The 18485-nt window shown below is 61.3% G+C and carries 16 protein-coding genes; 11 read left to right on the top strand and 5 right to left on the bottom strand.

Annotated features, from left to right (window positions below):
• Nucleotides 1-2: 2 nt before the first annotated feature.
• Nucleotides 3-1001: a hypothetical protein gene (locus AB4Y35_RS35845; protein WP_368708134.1), complete on the top strand. Its 999-nt coding sequence runs from the start codon at nt 3-5 to the stop codon at nt 999-1001.
• A 94-nt stretch (nt 1002-1095) separates the two neighbouring features.
• Nucleotides 1096-2652, top strand: a complete 1557-nt coding sequence (locus AB4Y35_RS35840; protein ID WP_368708133.1) for a methyl-accepting chemotaxis protein — start codon at nt 1096-1098, stop codon at nt 2650-2652.
• 102 nt (nt 2653-2754) lie between these two features.
• Here AB4Y35_RS35840 and AB4Y35_RS35835 read toward each other — a convergent pair whose 3' ends face one another.
• The 5 genes from AB4Y35_RS35835 to AB4Y35_RS35815 form a co-directional block, all read right to left on the bottom strand.
• Entirely contained in the window at nt 2755-3159 is a 405-nt protein-coding gene (locus AB4Y35_RS35835) for a RidA family protein (protein WP_368692241.1), read from the bottom strand.
• Nucleotides 3149-4285 (bottom strand): DSD1 family PLP-dependent enzyme, encoded by a 1137-nt coding sequence (locus AB4Y35_RS35830; RefSeq protein WP_368708132.1) that lies wholly within the window; start codon nt 4283-4285, stop codon nt 3149-3151. The genes AB4Y35_RS35835 and AB4Y35_RS35830 overlap by 11 nt, the downstream gene beginning before the upstream one ends.
• Before the next feature lie 4 nt (nt 4286-4289).
• Nucleotides 4290-4967 (bottom strand): HAD-IA family hydrolase, encoded by a 678-nt coding sequence (locus tag AB4Y35_RS35825; protein ID WP_368708131.1) that lies wholly within the window; start codon nt 4965-4967, stop codon nt 4290-4292.
• A gap of 118 nt (nt 4968-5085) precedes the next feature.
• Complete coding sequence (locus AB4Y35_RS35820) at nt 5086-5991, bottom strand: LysR family transcriptional regulator (RefSeq protein WP_368708130.1); 906 nt, start codon at nt 5989-5991, stop codon at nt 5086-5088.
• An 85-nt stretch (nt 5992-6076) separates the two neighbouring features.
• Nucleotides 6077-6754, bottom strand: coding sequence for a TetR/AcrR family transcriptional regulator (locus tag AB4Y35_RS35815; RefSeq protein ID WP_368708129.1), 678 nt, complete (start codon nt 6752-6754; stop codon nt 6077-6079).
• 198 nt (nt 6755-6952) lie between these two features.
• Between AB4Y35_RS35815 and AB4Y35_RS35810 the strand changes: the two genes are divergently transcribed.
• The 9 genes from AB4Y35_RS35810 to AB4Y35_RS35770 all read left to right on the top strand — a co-directional run bounded on the left by AB4Y35_RS35810 (nt 6953) and on the right by AB4Y35_RS35770 (nt 18476).
• A complete protein-coding gene (locus tag AB4Y35_RS35810; protein ID WP_368692236.1) occupies nt 6953-7363 on the top strand; it encodes a Zn-ribbon domain-containing OB-fold protein in 411 nt (136 codons plus the stop codon).
• Nucleotides 7360-8532, top strand: coding sequence for a thiolase family protein (locus tag AB4Y35_RS35805; protein WP_368708128.1), 1173 nt, complete (start codon nt 7360-7362; stop codon nt 8530-8532). Before AB4Y35_RS35810 ends, AB4Y35_RS35805 begins: the two co-directional genes overlap by 4 nt.
• A 3-nt stretch (nt 8533-8535) precedes the next feature.
• Nucleotides 8536-9402 (top strand): xanthine dehydrogenase family protein subunit M, encoded by an 867-nt coding sequence (locus tag AB4Y35_RS35800; protein WP_368708127.1) that lies wholly within the window; start codon nt 8536-8538, stop codon nt 9400-9402.
• Nucleotides 9403-9409: 7 nt separating this feature from the next.
• Nucleotides 9410-12355 carry a molybdopterin cofactor-binding domain-containing protein gene (locus AB4Y35_RS35795; RefSeq protein ID WP_368708126.1) on the top strand — a complete coding sequence of 982 codons (2946 nt, stop codon included), beginning with the start codon at nt 9410-9412 and terminating at the stop codon, nt 12353-12355.
• A gap of 4 nt (nt 12356-12359) precedes the next feature.
• The gene (locus AB4Y35_RS35790) at nt 12360-13607 is read left to right on the top strand and encodes a CaiB/BaiF CoA transferase family protein (RefSeq protein ID WP_368708125.1); all 1248 of its coding nucleotides are present in this window, start codon (nt 12360-12362) and stop codon (nt 13605-13607) included.
• A 14-nt stretch (nt 13608-13621) separates the two neighbouring features.
• Nucleotides 13622-15187 (top strand): alpha/beta fold hydrolase, encoded by a 1566-nt coding sequence (locus AB4Y35_RS35785; RefSeq protein WP_368708124.1) that lies wholly within the window; start codon nt 13622-13624, stop codon nt 15185-15187.
• Nucleotides 15175-15828 (top strand): SRPBCC family protein, encoded by a 654-nt coding sequence (locus tag AB4Y35_RS35780; RefSeq protein WP_368708123.1) that lies wholly within the window; start codon nt 15175-15177, stop codon nt 15826-15828. Before AB4Y35_RS35785 ends, AB4Y35_RS35780 begins: the two co-directional genes overlap by 13 nt.
• A 151-nt stretch (nt 15829-15979) precedes the next feature.
• Entirely contained in the window at nt 15980-17266 is a 1287-nt protein-coding gene (locus AB4Y35_RS35775; RefSeq protein WP_368708122.1) for an MFS transporter, read from the top strand.
• 64 nt (nt 17267-17330) lie between these two features.
• The gene (locus AB4Y35_RS35770; RefSeq protein WP_368708121.1) at nt 17331-18476 is read left to right on the top strand and encodes a porin; all 1146 of its coding nucleotides are present in this window, start codon (nt 17331-17333) and stop codon (nt 18474-18476) included.
• The last annotated feature ends 9 nt before the right edge of the window (nt 18477-18485 follow it).

Below are 18485 nucleotides of genomic sequence, written 5' to 3'. Positions count from 1 at the left end.
ACATGCTCGAGCTGCGGGAAACGGATGTACGAAAGCCAGCCTTCGGGGAGGCGGTGCGACCTGGCGAGCCAGAGCAGGGCGCAGCCGGGAAGGCGTATCGGCAGACACTTTCGAACGCCTATCTGAGGCTCGACATAGAGGCAGGGCGCCACGGCGGGATTGCGCAACTGGAGTGGAACGACCGCGGGGTGTGGACGCCCGTCTTTCGACAGGCGGAGCGGCGAGGGCATGGAGCGGCTCCCCGTCGACTATCGTGTCAACCGTCGATCTGGGTTCAGAACGCGGCGCAGGACATCGAGGCAGCGGCGCCGTCGTCGGGGTCGCAGCCAATCGGCGCAAGTCGGCGAGCTCCAGTGGCCGATGTTGCTCCAGATGTTGCACTCATGGGTGACTGGAAACTCGACCCCACTGGGGAAAAATGTCTCCGCCTGAAAGCCGAAGTCGCAGATCGCTATAAGGCGGTCCAGACATACGAGCTTGACGGGCCGACACTGGAAATCGCCATTGAACTCGAAAATTCGGGACACACGCCGCTACCGTGCGAAATCGAGGTCAGTCCGGTCCTGGTGCGGGATTCGGATACCCGCATCAGCGCACCGGCGGGCGGGATCTGGATTGCGCGAGAGAACGGAAAAGCTCCCAGGCTCGTTCCGGCTCCGTTCGCGTGGCAATTCGGGGTGACATACCCTTTGCCGGCGAAGGCGGTTGACCACGCATTCACTGGCTGGGGAGGGAGGGCACTGGTCGAATGGCCGGCGCGACAGTTTTCTCTCGCGATCGTGGGAAACACGGACTGCTATCGCCTTCGCGCCTATCCGGAAGACGATTCGTTTTCGTTCCAGGTGATGAATGATCAGTCGGAACACCGCTACATCCGCGAAGGCGATGGCGTGCGCGGACTTTCGGTTCTTGCTGCGGGACAAACGCTCAGCCGTCGGGTGAGCTTCACAGTCGAACGTCTCGCGTCTCTGACGAGGACCGCGCGTTACTCGACGGAGTAGCGGCTTATTCCGGCTGGAATCTTTTTCTATTAATAGAAAGTCATCACGGCCCGCTTGAGAGGTCTATTTGACAAATCATGAATCGGGGGGAAACATGCTCAAGGGGCTCAGTATCAAACGCGGGCTGACCTGCGTAATTTCGGTGTTTGTCGTCATCCTTGCCTTGACGAGTTCTGCGGGCATTCTGGCGCTGAAGTTGAACAACGACGCGCTGCGAGCCATGTACGAAGTCGATACCGGTTCGCTGGTCGCGCTGAAGACCAGTGACGCCTTGCTTCAGCGTGCACGCGTTTCGCTCGACAGCTACCTTTCGTTGTATGGTCTGGGCGACCCGGAACCAGAGCTGCTTTCGGGCGCGCGACAGGATCTAAAGGATTCCGAACTGGAATTCTCGAAGTATCTTTCACTGCAATCGGGCGCGGACTCCGAGGCGGCGAGGCAGCTGGCAGGGCGCCGCCGGTCGGTCCTCGACAAGGCAATCCTGCCGGCGGCCGACGCGCTCAGCCAGATGGACTTCGGCCGCTTCAAGGAGCTCCAGGGGAAGGCGACGCAGGATGCGGTGGCGTCTTATCAGAGCGCGATGAAGGCGCGCGAGAACGCGGTCGTCGACTTGCAACGGGAACGTTTTGCGCAGGCGCAGTCGCGCTTTCATTCGATGGTCGCCATGCTTGCCGCAACGGCGATCGTCGCACTTGCGGTGGGGATAGGCGCGAGGCGGATCCTCGTCGGCATCGTTGTGCGCCCTGTCGCTGAAATCAAGGGGCATCTCGCGCGCATTGCCTCAGGCAATCTTCAGGGGGATGTGCTCGCAGAATCCCGGAACGAGATGGGAATGCTCATGGCGGACGTCAGGACAATGCAGGACGCGCTGGTGCGAACTGTCCGGAGCGTTCGCGGCGGAACGGAAACCATCAACGTCGGCGCACAGGAGATCGCCTCCGGCAGCGCAGATCTTTCCCGGCGAACCGAGCAACAGGCCGCTTCGCTCGAGCTTGCGGCCGCGAACATGGCGCAGTTGACGCGGGCCGTCAAGAAAAACGCGGAGACCGCCAATAGCGTGAGTCGACAGGCATTGGTAGCTTCACAAACCGCATCTGCCGGCGGCGAGGTGGTTCACGAAGTCGTCCGCACGATGCAAGGCATATCGGTGCATTCCAGCAAGGTTGCCGAAATCGTGGGCCTGATTGAAAGCATCGCCTTCCAGACCAACATTCTGGCGCTGAATGCCGCCGTCGAGGCGGCACGCGCTGGAGAACTCGGGCGCGGTTTCGCGGTCGTCGCGAGCGAGGTTCGAAGTCTCGCTCAGCGAAGTGCCCAGGCGGCAAAGGAGATCAAGCAGCTGATTGACGCGACGGTCGGAAAGATCGACGAAGGTTCGCTGCTCGCGCAAAAGGCAGGCACGATCATGACCGAGGTCGTGTCGTCAGTCACGGCGGTAAGCGGCTTGATGGCGGAGTTGCATCGGGCTACGCAGGAACAGAGCCACGACATCGAGCAGGTGAATGGCGCGGTCGTGCAAATGGACACGACCACTCAGCAAAACGCAGCGCTTGTCGAGCAGGCTGCAGCCGCAGCCCAGTCGCTCAAGGAGCAGGCCGCGCTGCTCGACGATGTCGTTTCGGAATTCAAGCTTGCATCGGGTACGGCGTGACTCTCCGCGCGCTCAGACGGTATCGTTCACGAGCCCCGTCGGGTTGCCGCTCGCCACATCCCGGCCGGTCCTCGCCATTCACGCCCACGAACTCAAGCAGGCTTACAGCACTGCCGTCGCTTCGATCTCGATCTTGAAGCCGAAGTGGAGCGGCCCCGTCGGCACGATTGTACGTGCCGGCCGCGCCTCGCCCGCCCAGCCCGCGTAGATCTGGTTGAAACTCGGCCAATGTTCGATATCGTCGAGATAGACGCGAACCTGGACCAGTTGCGCGATGCTGCTGCCTGCGCCTTCCAGCGCGACCTTGAGATTCGCCAGCACCTGCTCTGCCTGCACCTCGAACGACGCGTCGGTCAGCTTTTGGCCCTGCGGGTCGATCGGCAACTGACCGGAGACGAATACCAGTCCGTTTGCGATCGCCACGTGACTATAGTGGCCCCCCGGGGGACGCAGGTTCAGCGGATTTTCCGTGCGCGGCAATCGCGTGCCCGATTCGTTACCAGCCATGAAAGCGGCTCCATACGGTTGTTTCGCCATCTGCGGATAGCGCGTGATACTCCGGGAACTGCGTACCCGTCGCGCAGGCGTGATTGGGCAGGATACGCAGCTTCGTTCCGATCGGAAAGCGCGTCGCAAGGCTCGTGGTTTGCTGAGTCTCATGAGCGGGCGACAGAATGCCGTGCTCCTGGTTTGCGCCGCTCAAAACCCAGTCGGTCAAGGGCGTGCCATCGAGACTGCAGGGCAGACCATAGCCGAAATCTTCCGCCTGCCGCGACGTCCCGCGGTCGCGGCTCATCGCCATCCAGCCTGCGTCCACGATCACCCAGTTTTTCTCCGGCTGATGGCCGATGACCGTCGTGAGCACGCTCAACGCGATGTCTTCGCTCGAGCATACGCCGATGTTGCGCATCACGAGATCAAAAAAGACGTAAACCCCCGCGCGCACTTCGGATACGCCATCGAGTTTCCCGGCGGACAACGCGGTAGGTGTCGAACCGACGCTCACCGCGTCACAAGGGAGGCCCGCGTCACGCAACCGTTGCGCCGCGCGAACACAGCCCGAGCGTTCCTGCTCGGCGAGCGCAGACAGCGCGTCGGGCGTGTGAAGTTCGTAGCTGGATCCCGCGTGCGTCATCACGCCGCCGAGCTTCACGCCGCTGTCGTGCAGAATGCGGCCGACCTCCAGCAACGCATCCTGTTCCGGTGCGATTCCTGAGCGATGCCCATCTGTATCGACCTCGATCCAGACTTCGAAGGCTTCCTGCTGCGCGGCGCAAAACTTCGCGACCTCTACCGCGGCGCGCGTGTTATCCACCACCAGCTTCAGATCGCAGCCCCGTTGTCTGAGCGCCATTGCTCTTGGCAGCTTCGACGGCGCGATACTGACCGCATAGAGAATATCGGTCACGCCAGCCGCAAAGAACGCTTCCGCTTCCTTCAGCGTCGATACCGTGATGCCGTTCGCGCCGGCCGCCAGTTGCGCCCGCACGACCTCCAGACATTTGGTCGTTTTCACGTGCGGGCGGAACCTCACGCCGAGCGCGTTCATGCGCGACTGCATGCGCGCAATATTCCTGTCCATCCGCGGGATATCGACCACGGCCGCGGGGGTATCGAGTTCATCGAGTTTCATGATTTCAGGCGGTCAGGTTGTTGTGCGCCGAAACGTCAAACCGGCTGCACCAGGGCGCAAGGGCTTCCAGTGTCGGCGCCTCGATTTCAGGAGGCGGCGCACCTTCTACCAGGGGCAGGGCAACCCGGTTGTGCCAATAGGTCCGCAAGCCGACCGCGGCGGTGCCGAACATGTCGTAGCTCGATCCGGCGACGAAGACGGCTTCCGAAGCCGTCACGCCGAGCACGTCGAGCGCCAGGCGATAGGGCGTCGGATCGGGTTTGTAGGTGCCGGCTTCTTCGGCGGTGATCACCGCATCCCATTTGACGGGAATGATTTCTGCCGCCTGGCGGCCAAGTCGTATCGAGCAGTTGGTTACGATGGCGATCTTGCAATGCGATCGAAGCTGTTGCAATGCCTCGACAGCACCGCTCCACGGGGTCAGTTGAAGCCAGTCCGCCTCAAGCGCGAGTGCGGCGGATTCGGGCAAGCCCACGTGCGCCGCGGCCTCCTTTACCAGCTGTTCGTAAGCGACATAGCGCCCGCACCCGTAGGTTAGACGCAAATATTCGGCGCGCCACGCACGCCCCGCCTGTTCCGAGCCTGCGGAACGGTTCCAGAGCGTCCACGAGTCGAGCAGTGCAGTCAGGAGATCGAAGAGGACCGCCTTCGGATAGCCGGTCGTTGAAGATGGATTGCTCATGAGCGAGGCCTCCACGTGGTTCGTTCATGGCATCAAGTATAGAGTTCGATGAGGCGCCGGGAATTCAGTCTCACGAAATCAATCATTCAGAAAGATTGAATGTCTTCCGAGGTGAAGGCTAGCTTCGCCACGGCGGCTGTGGCCGAAACTGCGCCTGCAGATATTGCATGAATTGCCGGGTGCGGGCGGGCAAGCCGGCGCGATTGTTGGTGAGTGCGATCACATCGGCGTCGTGCGCCTTCCATGCAGGGAGCAGCCGCACGAGGTTTCCCTTCGCGATATCGCCGGCAACGTCCCATTCCGAGCGCAGAATGATGCCGCGGCCCTCGCACGCCCATTGGCGTATCACCTCGCCATCGTTGCAGCTCAACTTCGACGACACGCGGATGCTGCGCGCCGTACGGCCCTTGCGGAACTGCCAGAGCGACGCGTCTTCGTTGTTCTCTCGCAGCACGATACATGGCAGTTGGGCCAGATCGTCGGGGGTTTCCGGGCTCGGAAAGCGCTTCAGAAACGCGGGGGATGCACACACGAAGCGTGCATTCGGCGCAATCGCATAGCCGATCATGTTGGACGCAGGCAGCTCGCCGATGTGAACCACGATGTCAAAGCGGTCGGCGGACTCGGTCAATGGTTGATCGGTGAGCGTCAATTCGATGTCGACGTCGGGGTTGCCTTGCTGGAAGCCGGACACGACGGAAGCGAGATAGCGCCGCCCGAAACCTAACGGCGCGCGAACCCTCACGGTGCCGACGAGCCCACCGCGGCGGGCGCGCAAATCCTCGAACAGCGTGTCGAACTGTGTCACCAGGTGCGCGCCGCGTTGACACAGCAGCATTCCCTCTTCCGTGAACCGTAGGCGGCGAGCGCTGCGGTCGACGAGGCGGATATCGAGTTTTCTTTCGATCTGCTGCAACCGCTGCGTGACCGCTGGTGGCGAAAGCCCAAGCTTTCTCGCTGCTGCAACGAGGCTGCCGGCTTCCTGGATGGTCAGCAGGAAGCGAATGTCATTGGAATCGCTCATGTCGGTCTCGTCGCAGTCGCGGCTGCAATCGTTGTCTGGTAGACCCCGCACCGCGAGGGACGCAGCGGCATCGCTGCGATGCGATTCATTGCACTCGATATCGCGCCAGGAAAGTGCAAACGGCGCTCTCGACGATGCGTTCTACCTGAGCGTCGGACAGGGCGTAATCTGTTTGCATCAGGCGAGGATAAAAAACGGTCTCGCCCAGCATGCCAATGAACTCCGCGCGTGCAAGCTGCACGTCGGCAACATGCAGCTCGCCTTCGTCAACGCGCCTTTGCAACCAGGCGTCCGTAATATCGCTGAATAAATGCTTCGCAAGTTGAAAGCGGGCGCCCACGGCGGGAAAGTTTCGCACTTGCCCAATGATCAGGCGCATCGCGGAAATCAAACGCGCATCCGAAACGAGCTCGCAGAATGCGCGTCCAATTTCGCGCAGACCCGGTTCGACGTCGTTGGGCACGACATGATCTTTCCAGCTCGAGAATAGCTGATGGATCAAATGGTCCACCGCTTCGACGAACAGCGTTTCCTTGCTGGGAAAATGTTTGTACAGGGTCGCGTATGACACTGTCGCGCGATCGCCAATGGAATCCATCGTGGCCGCGTCATATCCGCTTTCCAGGAACGTTGCGATTGCAACCTCCAGGATCAGCGCACGCTTTTCCCTGCTAACGCGCTGCTGATATCCCTGTACGCCGTCCGTCGAGGAAGCCTCTCCCCGCGAGATGGGCTTCTTCCTTCCTGTCTTCGCTATTTCCACTCACAAGCTCCAAAACTATCGGTCTGGAAGGCATTCTGCCCCCCGTTGGCAAAAATCGCCAGCAAGCGAGACTGCGGGCGGTCTTTCGGCATCGGCCGCAGCGGCCGTGCCGGGTTTTCCCTACCTTTCTCGTTGCCGTTGACTACTATAGTGTAATACACACTACACCATGAAACTCGAACAGAAATGGGAGCCAGCGTGAACGGTTTCAGACGATTAGGCACCGCCTCGGTGGTGAGAGGCGGGAAGGGCTGGTCTTTACTCGGAGCGAAGTGCTCCGCTTGTGAAGCGCCGATCTATCCGGTACTCACCGTGTGCCCGCACTGCGGCGGTCGTGACTTCGTTGCGTTGCCGTTGCCGGCGATCGGCACCCTCTACTGCCATAGCGTGGTGCATATGGGACCCAGGGGCGTCGACACGCCCTATATCGTCGGCTATGTGGACTTTAGTGACGGCCTGAGGGTCTTCGGGCGCATCGAAATGGAAGTTGGCGCCGTCCAGACGGGGCAGCCACTCGAATTGCGGGTGAAACCAGCAAACAAACGAGCAAGCCAGTTCATCTATTTCTTTGCCGCACCCGGCGAAGGTTCCCGGCAGGCAGGTTCATGAGCGCGACGAACGGTTTGAGGAGCGTGAGCGTCGTCGGCACAGGCATGGTTCGCTTTGGGCGCTTCCCGGAAGTCAGTCTTCCACAGCTCGCCGCGCCAGCGGTCATCGAGGCACTTGACGAAGCCGGAATCGATCGGCCGCGCATCGGCGCTATTTATTGCGGAACGGTATCCGGTGGTCCATTGGCTGCCCAACGTATCGCACGGGAGACGGGGCTGACCGGCATCGAAGCGGCGAATTTCGAAAATGCCTGCTCGTCGTCGGCGAGCGCATTCCGGCATGCCTGGCTCGCAATTGCCGCGGGGGCGGTGGATTGTGCCGTCGTGGTCGGAGCGGAGCAATTGACCCGTCTCGGCGGCGGCCCACTTGACCTGGGCGATGAGGATGTCGAGGCGGCGAACGGATTGACGATGCCGGCGCTATATGCAATGCGCGCACAGCGCTACATGCACGAATTCGATTTGTCGCCTCGCGATCTCGCGCAGATCGCGGTCAAGGCCAGGGCGAATGGCGCGCTCAACGCCTATGCACAGATCCGCAGCACCATCTCGGTGGATGAAGTGCTCGCTAGCCGGCAGGTGGCCTCGCCGCTGACGTTGCATCAGTGCTGCCCGCTGGGCGATGGCGCATCGGCGGTAGTGCTTGCGGCCTCCGACTTTCCCATTGCGAATCGGCAAGGCGCCGTGAAGATTCTTGCGTCGCATCTGACGTCGGGCCGTTACCTGCAGGGAGGCAGGGATATGACGACTCCCGAGGTCACGATGCGTTGTGCGAACGAAACCTACGAATCCTGCGGCATCGGACCTTCCGACATCGATCTCGTCGAGTGTCACGACGCCTTCACCATCGCCGAATTGCTGTACTACGAGGCACTGGGTTTTGCCCGCCATGGAGAAGGGGCGGGTTTGATCAGGCAAGGTCAAACGTCGCTGAACGGGCGGATTCCGTTCAACCCGTCCGGCGGTCTGCTCTGCCGGGGCCATCCGCTCGGCGCATCGGGAATCGCGCAGATCGTCGAAATAACCCGCCAGTTGCAGGGCCGCTGCGGCGCACGCCAGGTCGCGAAAGACAAGCCGCGCGGTCCGCGGATCGGGCTCGCGCACATCACCGGCGGAGGCACCTACGGCTTCGATCACGGTGCCTGCGCGATACACATTCTTGGAAGGTGAGAAGTGAAATCAGCACCCTTTACCTGGCACCGCCCGGAAAGCGTGGCGCGTGCCGTCGAGCTGCTTGCCACGCTGGACAACGCACGCATCGTCGCTGGCGGGCAGACGCTGATGCCGATGCTGGCCATGCGTTACGCGTATGTGGACCATCTGATCGACGTGAACGCGATACCCGGACTCGACGGGATAGCGTTGGAAGGCGCCGAGGTCTGCATCGGCGCACTGGTTCGCCAGCGGGATATCGAGCAATCTCCCTTGATTCACCAATACGCGCCGCTGATGGTCGAGGCGTATCGATTGGTCGGTCATATTCAGACGCGAAATCGGGGCACGTTTGTCGGAAGCGTTTGCAACCTCGACCCGGCCTCGGAGCAGCCCGCACTCGCCGAAATCTTCAATGCGACCATCGTCGCCGTGGGACCCCGCGGAGAGCGGCGCATCCCGTTTCATGAGTTCGCGTGCGGCTTCATGACGACTTCGATCGAAGCGGACGAAATGGTGACGCAAATTCGCCTGCGCATCTGGAACGAGCCGCACGGCTATGCGTTCGAGGAATTCGCGCGCAGGCATGGGGACTTCGCAATCGTCGGCGCCGCGGCCATGGTGTCCGTCGACGCCAGTCGCGCTATCGGCCGTGCCGATGTGGTCCTGTGCGGCATGGGCAGCAAACCTTGCCGTCTGCAACTCGACGACGTCCTCCAGGGACAGCAGCCCAGCGCCGGTCTCGCAAAGGTAGCCGCCGGCAGAGCGAGCCGGATCGATGCGCTTGGCGACACGAGTGCCAGTGCCGCCTATCGGCAACGCCTCGCGTGCACCGTGACCGAGCGTGCGCTTGGGCGCGCGTTCGCTCGCGCATTGAACGCAAGCTGAGGGAATCATGGATCAGAGAATCGAATTCGTAGAACAGGCAAGAATTGCCTTCGAACTGAACGGACAGGCGGTGACCTGCGACATCGACCCCAGAGTGACGCTCGGCGATTTTCTTCGTCACCAGCTTGGCAAGACCGGCACGCATTATGGCTGTGAGCATGGTGTTTGCGGGGCATGCACGGTACTGGTGGATGGACGTTCCATGCGCTCATGCCTTCAGCTCTGTGGCCAGGTCGACGGGCGGAAGGTCACCACCGTAGAGGGGCTGGCGAATGCCGACGGCTCGCTCGGCATCCTGCAGCAGGCGTTTCAGGATCGCCATGCGTTGCAGTGCGGATACTGCACTCCGGGCATGTTGACCACGCTCACGGAGTTTCTGCGGGCCAACCCCGACCCGTCCGAGGCTCAAGTGCGTGATGCGATCAGCGGGAATATCTGCCGCTGCACGGGCTACCAGGCCATAGTCGAAGCGGCGCTGCTCGCTGCAGCGCGAATGCGCGGCGAGCCCGATCCCGCTTTCGGACCGGTTACCGCACACTCGAAGAGCGGCGATGCCCCTTCGGAGTCGGCCGTGGGCGCGCGATATGTCGGCAAACCCGTCAAGCGCACGGAAGACCCCGCGCTGCTCAAAGGCGAGGGGCAATTCGTCGACGATATCCACCTTGCTGGAACGTTGCATTGCTGTTTCGTGCGATCGTCGCACGCGCACGCCCGCATCAGGCACATCGATACGCAAGCAGCAAAGGCCGTACCGGGCGTGCAGCATGTCTGGACGTTCGCCGACCTGGATGAAGCGCTGCGGCGGCCGTTGCCTGTCCTGGCGCCCACGCACATGCTCACTGAGCCGCGCATGTGGTCGCCGCTGGCTGCGGACGAGGTGTGCTACGTCGGCGAGGCGGTTGCTGTTGTCCTTGCCGAAAGCCGGTACATCGCGGAAGACGCCGCTAACCTGGTGCAGATCGACTACGAGGTACTGCCTGTTGCCGGCGACATCAGGAAGATATTCGACCCGGATGCGCCACGGGCTCACAGCGACGTTCCGACAAACCTCCTGCTCGACATGCCGTTTGCTTTCGGCGAAGTCGACTCGGCTTTTGCGAGCGCAGCACACGTGGTCAAGCGCGAGATATTCCATCATCGCGGAACTGCGCACCCGATGGAGTGCCGCGCGACCCTCGCGCGGCTCGATGGCGGCACCGGCGATCTGACCGTCTGGAATTCAGGCCAGGCGCCGCACCTCGAAAGACGTCTTCTCGCGCAAGCGCTCCACTACGACGAAGCGAAGATCCGGGTCATCATGCCGGACGTCGGAGGGGCGTTCGGTCCCAAGGGTATCGCCTATCCGGAAGAGTTCGTCGTGGCCTCCGCGGCACTCCGCCTGGGTGTGCCGGTCAAATGGACCGAAGATCGGCGCGAGCACTTCCTGTGCATTACCCAGGAGCGCGATCAATTGTGGGATCTCGAGATGGCGCTCGACCAGGACGGAAAGATCCTCGGCGTGCGCGGTTCCGTGGTCCACGATAACGGTGCGTACGTGCCCTGGGGCATTGTCGTGCCGATCATCGCGGTGACCTCGTCGCTGGGTCCGTATGTCGTCCCCGCATTCGACGTGAAGCTGAAAGTCGCGTGCACGAACATGGTGCCGACCACGCCGGTGCGCGGCGCGGGGCGGCCCAAAGCGGTATTCGCGATGGAGCGGATGCTCGATGCGGCAGCCGACCAGCTCAGCCTCACCCGTCTGGAAATTCGACGCCGCAATTTCGTGCAGCCGGAACAGTTGCCGTACAAAACCGGCCTGATATTCCGTGACGGTTCGCAGATGGTGTATGACTCCGGAGACTATCCGGAGACCCAGGAAAAGGCGGTCGAGCTTGCCGGTCTGGACGCGTTCCGCGCCCGCCAGGAGCACGCGCGTGCGCAGCAACGGTATCTCGGGATCGGCTTTGCCAACTACGTCGAAGGTTGCGGTCTCGGTCCTTATGAAGGAGCGGAAGTCACGTTGCAAAACGACGGACGCATCCACCTGGACGTCGGTGGCGCCGGCGCGCAGGGACAAGGCATGAAAACCATCTTTGCCCAGATAGCGGCCGATCAGCTCGGTGTCGAGATGGATGCCATCACGGTCGTCGTCGGCGATACGGGCAAGCTTGCAATGGGCGTCGGGACATTCGCGAGCCGGATCACCGTCAACGCCGGAAATGCCGTTCACATCGCATGCGGCAAGCTCGCCGGAAAAATCAGGGCGCTGGCTGCGAACGCCCTTCGTGTTCCGCTGGATCAGATCGAGATCGCGCGTGGCGTCGTATGCGCGCGAGGTCAGCCGGAAAGGGCGTTGCCGCTCGGGAAAATCGCTCAGATGTCCTATGGGATACCTGGGTTCACGCTTCCCGACGGTCTGGATGCAGGCATGACCGTCACGCATTACTTCTCCCCGAAAGCCAGTGTCTACGCCAACGGAACGGCGTTCGCGGAAGTCGAGGTGGATCTCGGGACTGGCTACGTAAAGGTCTTGCGTTATGGCGTTGCGCACGATTGCGGGAATGTGATCAATCCGATGCTCGTCGAGGGGCAAGTGATTGGCGCGATTTCCCATGGGATCGGCAATACGCTGCTCGAGCGGCATGCCTACGACGAGAATGCCCAGCCGCTCGCGACGAATTTCGCCGAGTTTCTGCTGCCGACCGCTCTCGACATGCCATCCCACATCGCGATGGCGCATCTCGTTTCGCCCTCGCCGAACAACCCGCTTGGCGTCAAAGGCGCCGGGGAGGGCGGGACGATTCCTGCATCCGCGGCGATCGTCAGTGCCATCGAGGATGCGCTGAGCCGATGGTCTATCCGATTTGACGAAACTCCCGTGCTGCCTGAAATGATCTTTGAACGTCTGCATGCCGCCGGCGCCTACAGCGACGTCGCCCTTTCACACACCTCGAACGAAGAACTTGCAGGATAACGATATGGAATCTGGAAAAACGGGTCCGTTGAGCGGCGTGAGGGTTCTGGATCTCACGCAGTTCCTGTCGGGCCCTTTCGGAACGCAGATCCTCGGTGACCTCGGCGCCGAGATCATCAAGATCGAGCCGCCGGCGGGCGAGCTTTCACGCGGCGTGCCTCCCCATTTCGTAGAGGGAGACAGCGCCTACTATCTCGCGGTCAATCGCAACAAGAAGAGTGTCGTCATCGACCTCAAGACCGCGAGGGGAGCGGAACTCGTTCGGGAGCTGGCGGCGCAATCCGATGTCCTCGTAGAAAACAATCGCCCCGGTGTGATGGAGCGGCTCGGGCTCGGTCAAGCGGCGCTTCGTGCGCGCAATCCGCGGCTCGTCTATTGCAGTATCAGCGGCTTCGGACAGACCGGCCCGGACAGGGATCTTCCCGCTTACGACATGATCGTGCAGGCGATGTCGGGGGGCATGAGTCTGACCGGAGAGCCCGGGCAGGCACCCGTTCGCGCTGGCATTCCGATCGGCGACCTGGCGGCCGGCATGTATGGCGTGATGGGCATACTCGCTGCGCTGGTCGAGCGCCAGACTACCGGCGAAGGACGGTTCGTCGATGTGTCGATGCTCGATGCGCAAATCGCCATGCTTTGTTATCAAGGTGCCTATTACCTGCTGTCGGGCGAAGTGCCGGAACCACAGGGACGAGGCCACGATTCGATACCGACTTACCGCTCGTTCGAATGTGGCGACGGCGTTTCACTGGTCGTGACCGCCAACACCGAACGTATGTGGGCCGACCTGTGCAAGGCAGTCGGTTTGCCACACCTCGTCCACGACCCGAGATTCAAGGATCCGGCCGAACGCCTCGCAAACAAGGTGGCGCTATGGGAAACACTGGAGGCGCGCTTCCGGTCCGAACCCGCGCAGAGTTGGCTCGATCTGCTGAATTCGGCCTCGATTCCGGCCGCTCTGGTCAAGACAGTCGATAAGGCACTGAACGCCTCGCAGGTTGCGCACAGAGACATGCTCGTCGAGCTTCGCAGCCGAGCGGGATCTCATGTGCGCGTGCCCGGCAATCCAATCAAGCTCGATACTTCGGGTCCTGTCGGTGCGAGTTACCCACCCCATCTGGGGGAGCATACGAACGCCGTGCTTGGCGAGTACATCGGCCTCGATATCGACGAACTGAGGTCACTTCAGAACCAGGGGGTTGTTCGGCAGTTCGTACCGGGCATGCCATCACCCGGCGTGAAATCGCGATGAACGTGGAGACCAGAATGCATGAAAATCTTCTGCTGAAGATGAAGGGGCATGTTCTGCATATTGCCCTGAACAGCGCCGACGGCAGGAACGAGCTGGATGACGCCATGTTGCGAGCGCTCACCGAGGTGATCGGCGACCCTCCCGAGAGCACCGTGGCAATCGTGTTGTCCGGGGAGGGCGAGAACTTCTGCACAGGCCGGGCCGCATCGTCACCGCCGGCACTTGCCCCAATGGAAGATCCACGCCCCGCAATCAAGGAACGAGGGGCGGCGCCTATTCTCGCGCTCTACGAGGCCATCCGTTCGAGTGCGGTACCGGTTGCCTGTTTCGTCAAAGGGCTCGCTTCGGGTTTGGGTTGCGCAATCGTTGCAGCGAGCGACTATGCAGTCGCCGACGTGCGTAGCCAGTTCGAAGCCAACGAACTGGAGAAGCAGTTTGCTCCAGCACTGCTGATGTCCGTGCTCATCGCGCGGGTTCATGTCAAAGCAATTTCGCGCCTGGTTTTGACGGGCCGGCCCATCGACGCGACGACCGCTCTGGAGTATGGGCTGATCGGTGAAGTCGTCGCTCCCTGGGAGCTGGACAACGCGCAGGACGAGTTCATCGCGTTCATGAACAGCCGGGCGCCGCAGGCGTTACGCGGAGTCAAGACCTTCTTGCGGGAATCGGCCGGTCCGCATACGCCAACGCTCGCCGCGCTTGCCGCCGATGTTCTGGCGGACTCGATCGCGGCTCGCCTCGACGCGACAGCGCCGTTCGTGCCGTCCCACGACAAGCGGTTTCTGAGCGTCGACGGCGAGCGCATTGCCTATATCGACATCGGCAACGGGCCCGCGGTCGTTTTGCTCCATAGTCTCGGTACATCGAGCGCGCTGTGGGACGACATTCTGCCCGCACTCACCGCGAAATATCGAGTCGTGGCGATAGATGCCCGAGGTCACGGCGACTCGACGAAGCGAAGCGCGTGGAATGCAGACGCGGTTGCCAGCGACGTCGTCGCGGTGACGGGGGCCATTGGTCTCGACCGTTTTGGCCTGGTGGGCATCTCGATGGGGGGACTCACTGCAGTCCGCGTTGCCGCGAAGCTGGGTCGACGCGTGGCGGTCATGGTCTTGTCGAGCGCTTACGCAAGCGTTTCAGGACCGGCCGTAGCCAGGCGGCTCGCAGCAACCGAAGGGATGTTGAAAAAGCTGCCAATGCATCTCTTTGCGCGCATGTACGTGGAGCAGACGCTTCACAGAAACACGGCGTATCCGAAGCGGGAGCGACTTGCCCAGCAGATTGCGGCCATCGCTTCTACCGATTACCTGGAAATATTGCACGCCATTGCCACGGACGATGTGTCCAGTCTGCTGTGCGACATCGAAGTCCCGACGCTCGTGCTCAACGCCGAACTCGACGGGAGTGTACCCAGAGCCGTATCGGCGCGGTTGACGCAAGGAATCCGCCGCGCGGAGGAACGAACGCTGCGCGCTGCCGCGCACCTCGCATGTGTCGACGCGCCCGATGCGTACGCGGAAGTGCTATTGGGCCAGTTTGAGCAATACACGGATGAAGGTGGAGAAGTATGGAAATCGTAAATCGCTTTTCGGTCGACTCGACGATCGAGAGTGCCTGGAACGCACTACTCGACGTACCGCTGGTGGTGTCCTGCTTTCCCGGTGCGACGCTCACGGACACACTCGGCCAGGACTCGTACAAGGGGCTGATTCGCGTCAGGCTGGGTCCAATCGCGATGGAGTTCTCCGGCCTGGTCACCTTGAGCGCCCCGTTGGGCGACGCGTATACGGCGACCGTTGAGGCCACATGGCAGGAGACCAGGAACCGCGGATCGGCCAATACGGTGACCACGTTTTCTCTATCTCGCCTCAGTGACGCCGCCGGCACCCAGGTCGACGTTCGCACCAGTGTGCAGATGGCGGGGCAGGTGGCGCAATACGGCCGCGGGGTTGGAATCATCAACGCCGTATCGGAACAGATGGTCCGTCAATTCGCGGCTAATTTGCTGGAGAAACTTGCGGACCGGCAGACTGAAGCAAGGGTGCCCCGGGTCGACACAGACGCGTTCGCTTCGACAGCCACTGGAGAAAGAGAACCTGTGGCGGCAACACGCCGTGACAACGCTGCGGGCTCGACGAACGAGATTTCCGTGCTCGGCTTGCTGTGGAAAACGCTGGTTTCGAAGTGCAGGCAGTGGTTTGCCAGGCCGCGTTCGTCATAGTTTTCCTGGTTGAGGTTTTTGTTCAGTCTGGTCAGGTCGTGGCAAACGGCAGCCGCTTCTACTGAGCCTTGTCATGCCCGATATGCGATGCCATCGAAGTGTCGGGAAGTGCTTTTCCAATCATAAGTTGTGCAAAGCAGGAGATGGGAAGATGGAAACGAAATCGACTCCTTTTGAGTCGACAGAACATGGGAGCAATGTCGGCGCTTCTGTCGTGGGCAAGGCCGCGTGGATCGTGCTTGCGTCCGCGTTTGTGGGGTGGATGTTCGATGCGATGGATCTCTACCTGTTCACCATGATCATGGTTCCGGCCCTTCACGACCTGCTCGGGGCCTCACAAGGCAGCGTCATGCGGATTGGCGGGCTCATTGTCGGCGCAAAGCTGCTTTGCTGGGGCATCGGCGGCATTCTGTTCGGTATCGTGGCAGACCGGTTCGGACGAGCTCGAGTGATGCTCGGCACGATGCTGATTTACTCGGTATTCACGGCAGCCGGTGCCTTCGCGCGAGACTGGTATCAGCTGCTCGTGTTTCAGATGCTGGCGGGCTTCGGAATCGGAGGGGAGTGGGCCGCCGGGGCCGCGCTCGTCGTGGAGACCTGGCCGGAAAAGCACAGGGCGAAGGCCGTTCAGGTGATGCAGGTTGCCAATGTGGCAGGGCTGGTTGCCGCCTCCGCGCTTGCGATCCTGCTTTCCGGCGCTGGATGGCGTTGGGTGCTTGGCGTAGGTGCGGCACCGGCACTCGCGAGCCTTGGCCTGCGTTTCATCACACCGGAATCGGCGCGTTGGGAGCAGTCACGTGCGGCCGCAATGCGTCACGCAGGTCCAAAAATGGGCTCGATATCGGAGATATTTGGCAGCCCGTTGCGCCGTCGAACCCTGGTCGGAACGCTCATTGCCTCGGCAATGATGATCGGTGGCTGGGGGGCATCCATCCTCTTTCCCACCTTGCTGAGAGAGTTCTTCCCATTCGCCGGGAACGCGGAATTCACGCGACAGACGGGCATCGCTTTCATGGCGACCAACGTCGGTGCGGCACTTGGATATGCCTCGATTCTGCTCCTCGTCAGTCTGATACCGCGTATTTCCAGACGGATCGTCTACGCGGTGTTTTGTGCCGGCGCCTGGATTGCAGTCGTCGCCCTTTTTGGAGGGGCGAAAACACTGGGGACGTTTTACTTCGCGATGCTTGGATTCGGGTTTTTCGCAATGGGCGGATTTGGCATCGTCGCTCTGTACCTGACTGAGCTTTTTCCACTCCATGTTCGCGCCACAGGACAAGGCTTCGCCTGGAATATGGCACGTCTCCTTACCGCGCTTGGACCGTTGCTCGTGTCGCTTGCATCGGCGCATCTGGGATTCCGTGTGGTGGGAATCACTCTCGCCACCGTATTCGGAATGGGATTGGCCGCGGTATTTTTCGGGCCGGAAACTGCCTGAAAGGACGACGCGGAAGTTCGCAGCGTGGCACGCATCCGCCAAAAAATATGACATTGGAGACAGCATGAAAATGAAAGTGATCGTCGCCTCGACGCTCTCTGCGTGGACGGTCGCGGCACACGCGCAATCGTCGGTGACGCTGTATGGCGCCGTCGATACGGGATTGCTGTATCAAAGCGCGAATGCGCCGAATTTCCAGTCGAAAGTGAATCTCGGGCACGTGTACGCACTCAAGGACGCGGGTATTTTCACCAGTTTCTGGGGGCTCAAGGGCGTTGAAGACATTGGCGGTGGTTACAAGGTCAACTTCAGGCTCCAGGGAGCATTCACCAGTACCAACGGGAAGTTCGGACTGTCCGACACACCGGGCGTCAGCGCAATCTTCAACCAGCAAGCGACGATAGGCATCTCCGGTCCTTTCGGCTCGATCGATGCGGGCCGTCAGTTCGTGCCGATGATATTTGCGATGGCCGACACCGACGTACGTGGCGCGCAATTCTTCGGCAGTATCCTCACCGCATGGCTTGGCATGAATCAGGCTGCAGGCTGGCAGGGCACCAGTACAAACGGAGCGATCGGTGCGTTGTACGACTCTAACGCGATTGTTTACCAGTCGCCGAAATTTCACGGTCTATCGCTGGGACTCGAATACGCGCCGGGTGGCGTCGCCGGTCAATTCCAGGGGGGCACGCGCGAATCGGCAGTGCTCAGGTATTCGAACTACGGTCTGAATCTTTCGGCTGCCTACTACAACGGCCACGACAGCAATCCGTTCACGACGACAGCGGCCGGCACGATCGTCACGGCGCCGCCCACCGGGCTCGATAACAACCGCTTTTACTATGTCGGCGCGATGTATACGTTCCATGACCTGTCGGTGTCGACGTCATACAGCATCGGCAGGAATCCAGCGAAAAGTGGTCAAGACGACTTCGAGATGATTTCCGGGGGACTCGGCTACAAGTTCACTCCTTTTCTCAAGGTTACCTCGGGCTTCTATTACCTGAAGGATCGCAACGTTTCAGCCAATCAATCGGATTTGTACGCGGTGGGTGCCGAATACAGCTTGTCCAGGACAACCATCACCTACATACAGATTGGCCATGTCAATAACCGCGGCAGGATGAGCCAGACAATCGCCTATGCCGCGCCGGTTCCCGAGGGTACCTCAAGCACCGCGGCGATGATCGGCATTCGCCACGTCTTCTGATCTCACCCC

It is taken from the genome of Paraburkholderia sp. EG286A, assembly GCF_040965375.1.
GTDB lineage: Bacteria > Pseudomonadota > Gammaproteobacteria > Burkholderiales > Burkholderiaceae > Paraburkholderia.
This window is presented reverse-complemented; position numbering and strand designations above follow the sequence as displayed.

Excerpts from the sequence above, each read along its gene's own strand:
- AB4Y35_RS35845 (WP_368708134.1), top strand. The coding sequence starts at position 3 with ATGCTCGAGCTGCGGGAAACGGATGTACGAAAGCCAGCCTTCGGGGAG.
- AB4Y35_RS35840 (WP_368708133.1), top strand. The coding sequence starts at position 1,096 with ATGCTCAAGGGGCTCAGTATCAAACGCGGGCTGACCTGCGTAATTTCG.
- AB4Y35_RS35835 (WP_368692241.1), bottom strand. The coding sequence starts at position 3,159 with ATGGCTGGTAACGAATCGGGCACGCGATTGCCGCGCACGGAAAATCCG.
- AB4Y35_RS35830 (WP_368708132.1), bottom strand. The coding sequence starts at position 4,285 with ATGAAACTCGATGAACTCGATACCCCCGCGGCCGTGGTCGATATCCCG.
- AB4Y35_RS35825 (WP_368708131.1), bottom strand. The coding sequence starts at position 4,967 with ATGAGCAATCCATCTTCAACGACCGGCTATCCGAAGGCGGTCCTCTTC.
- AB4Y35_RS35820 (WP_368708130.1), bottom strand. The coding sequence starts at position 5,991 with ATGAGCGATTCCAATGACATTCGCTTCCTGCTGACCATCCAGGAAGCC.
- AB4Y35_RS35805 (WP_368708128.1), top strand. The coding sequence starts at position 7,360 with ATGAGCGCGACGAACGGTTTGAGGAGCGTGAGCGTCGTCGGCACAGGC.
- AB4Y35_RS35795 (WP_368708126.1), top strand. The coding sequence starts at position 9,410 with ATGGATCAGAGAATCGAATTCGTAGAACAGGCAAGAATTGCCTTCGAA.
- AB4Y35_RS35790 (WP_368708125.1), top strand. The coding sequence starts at position 12,360 with ATGGAATCTGGAAAAACGGGTCCGTTGAGCGGCGTGAGGGTTCTGGAT.
- AB4Y35_RS35785 (WP_368708124.1), top strand. The coding sequence starts at position 13,622 with ATGCATGAAAATCTTCTGCTGAAGATGAAGGGGCATGTTCTGCATATT.
- AB4Y35_RS35780 (WP_368708123.1), top strand. The coding sequence starts at position 15,175 with ATGGAAATCGTAAATCGCTTTTCGGTCGACTCGACGATCGAGAGTGCC.
- AB4Y35_RS35775 (WP_368708122.1), top strand. The coding sequence starts at position 15,980 with ATGGAAACGAAATCGACTCCTTTTGAGTCGACAGAACATGGGAGCAAT.
- AB4Y35_RS35770 (WP_368708121.1), top strand. The coding sequence starts at position 17,331 with ATGAAAATGAAAGTGATCGTCGCCTCGACGCTCTCTGCGTGGACGGTC.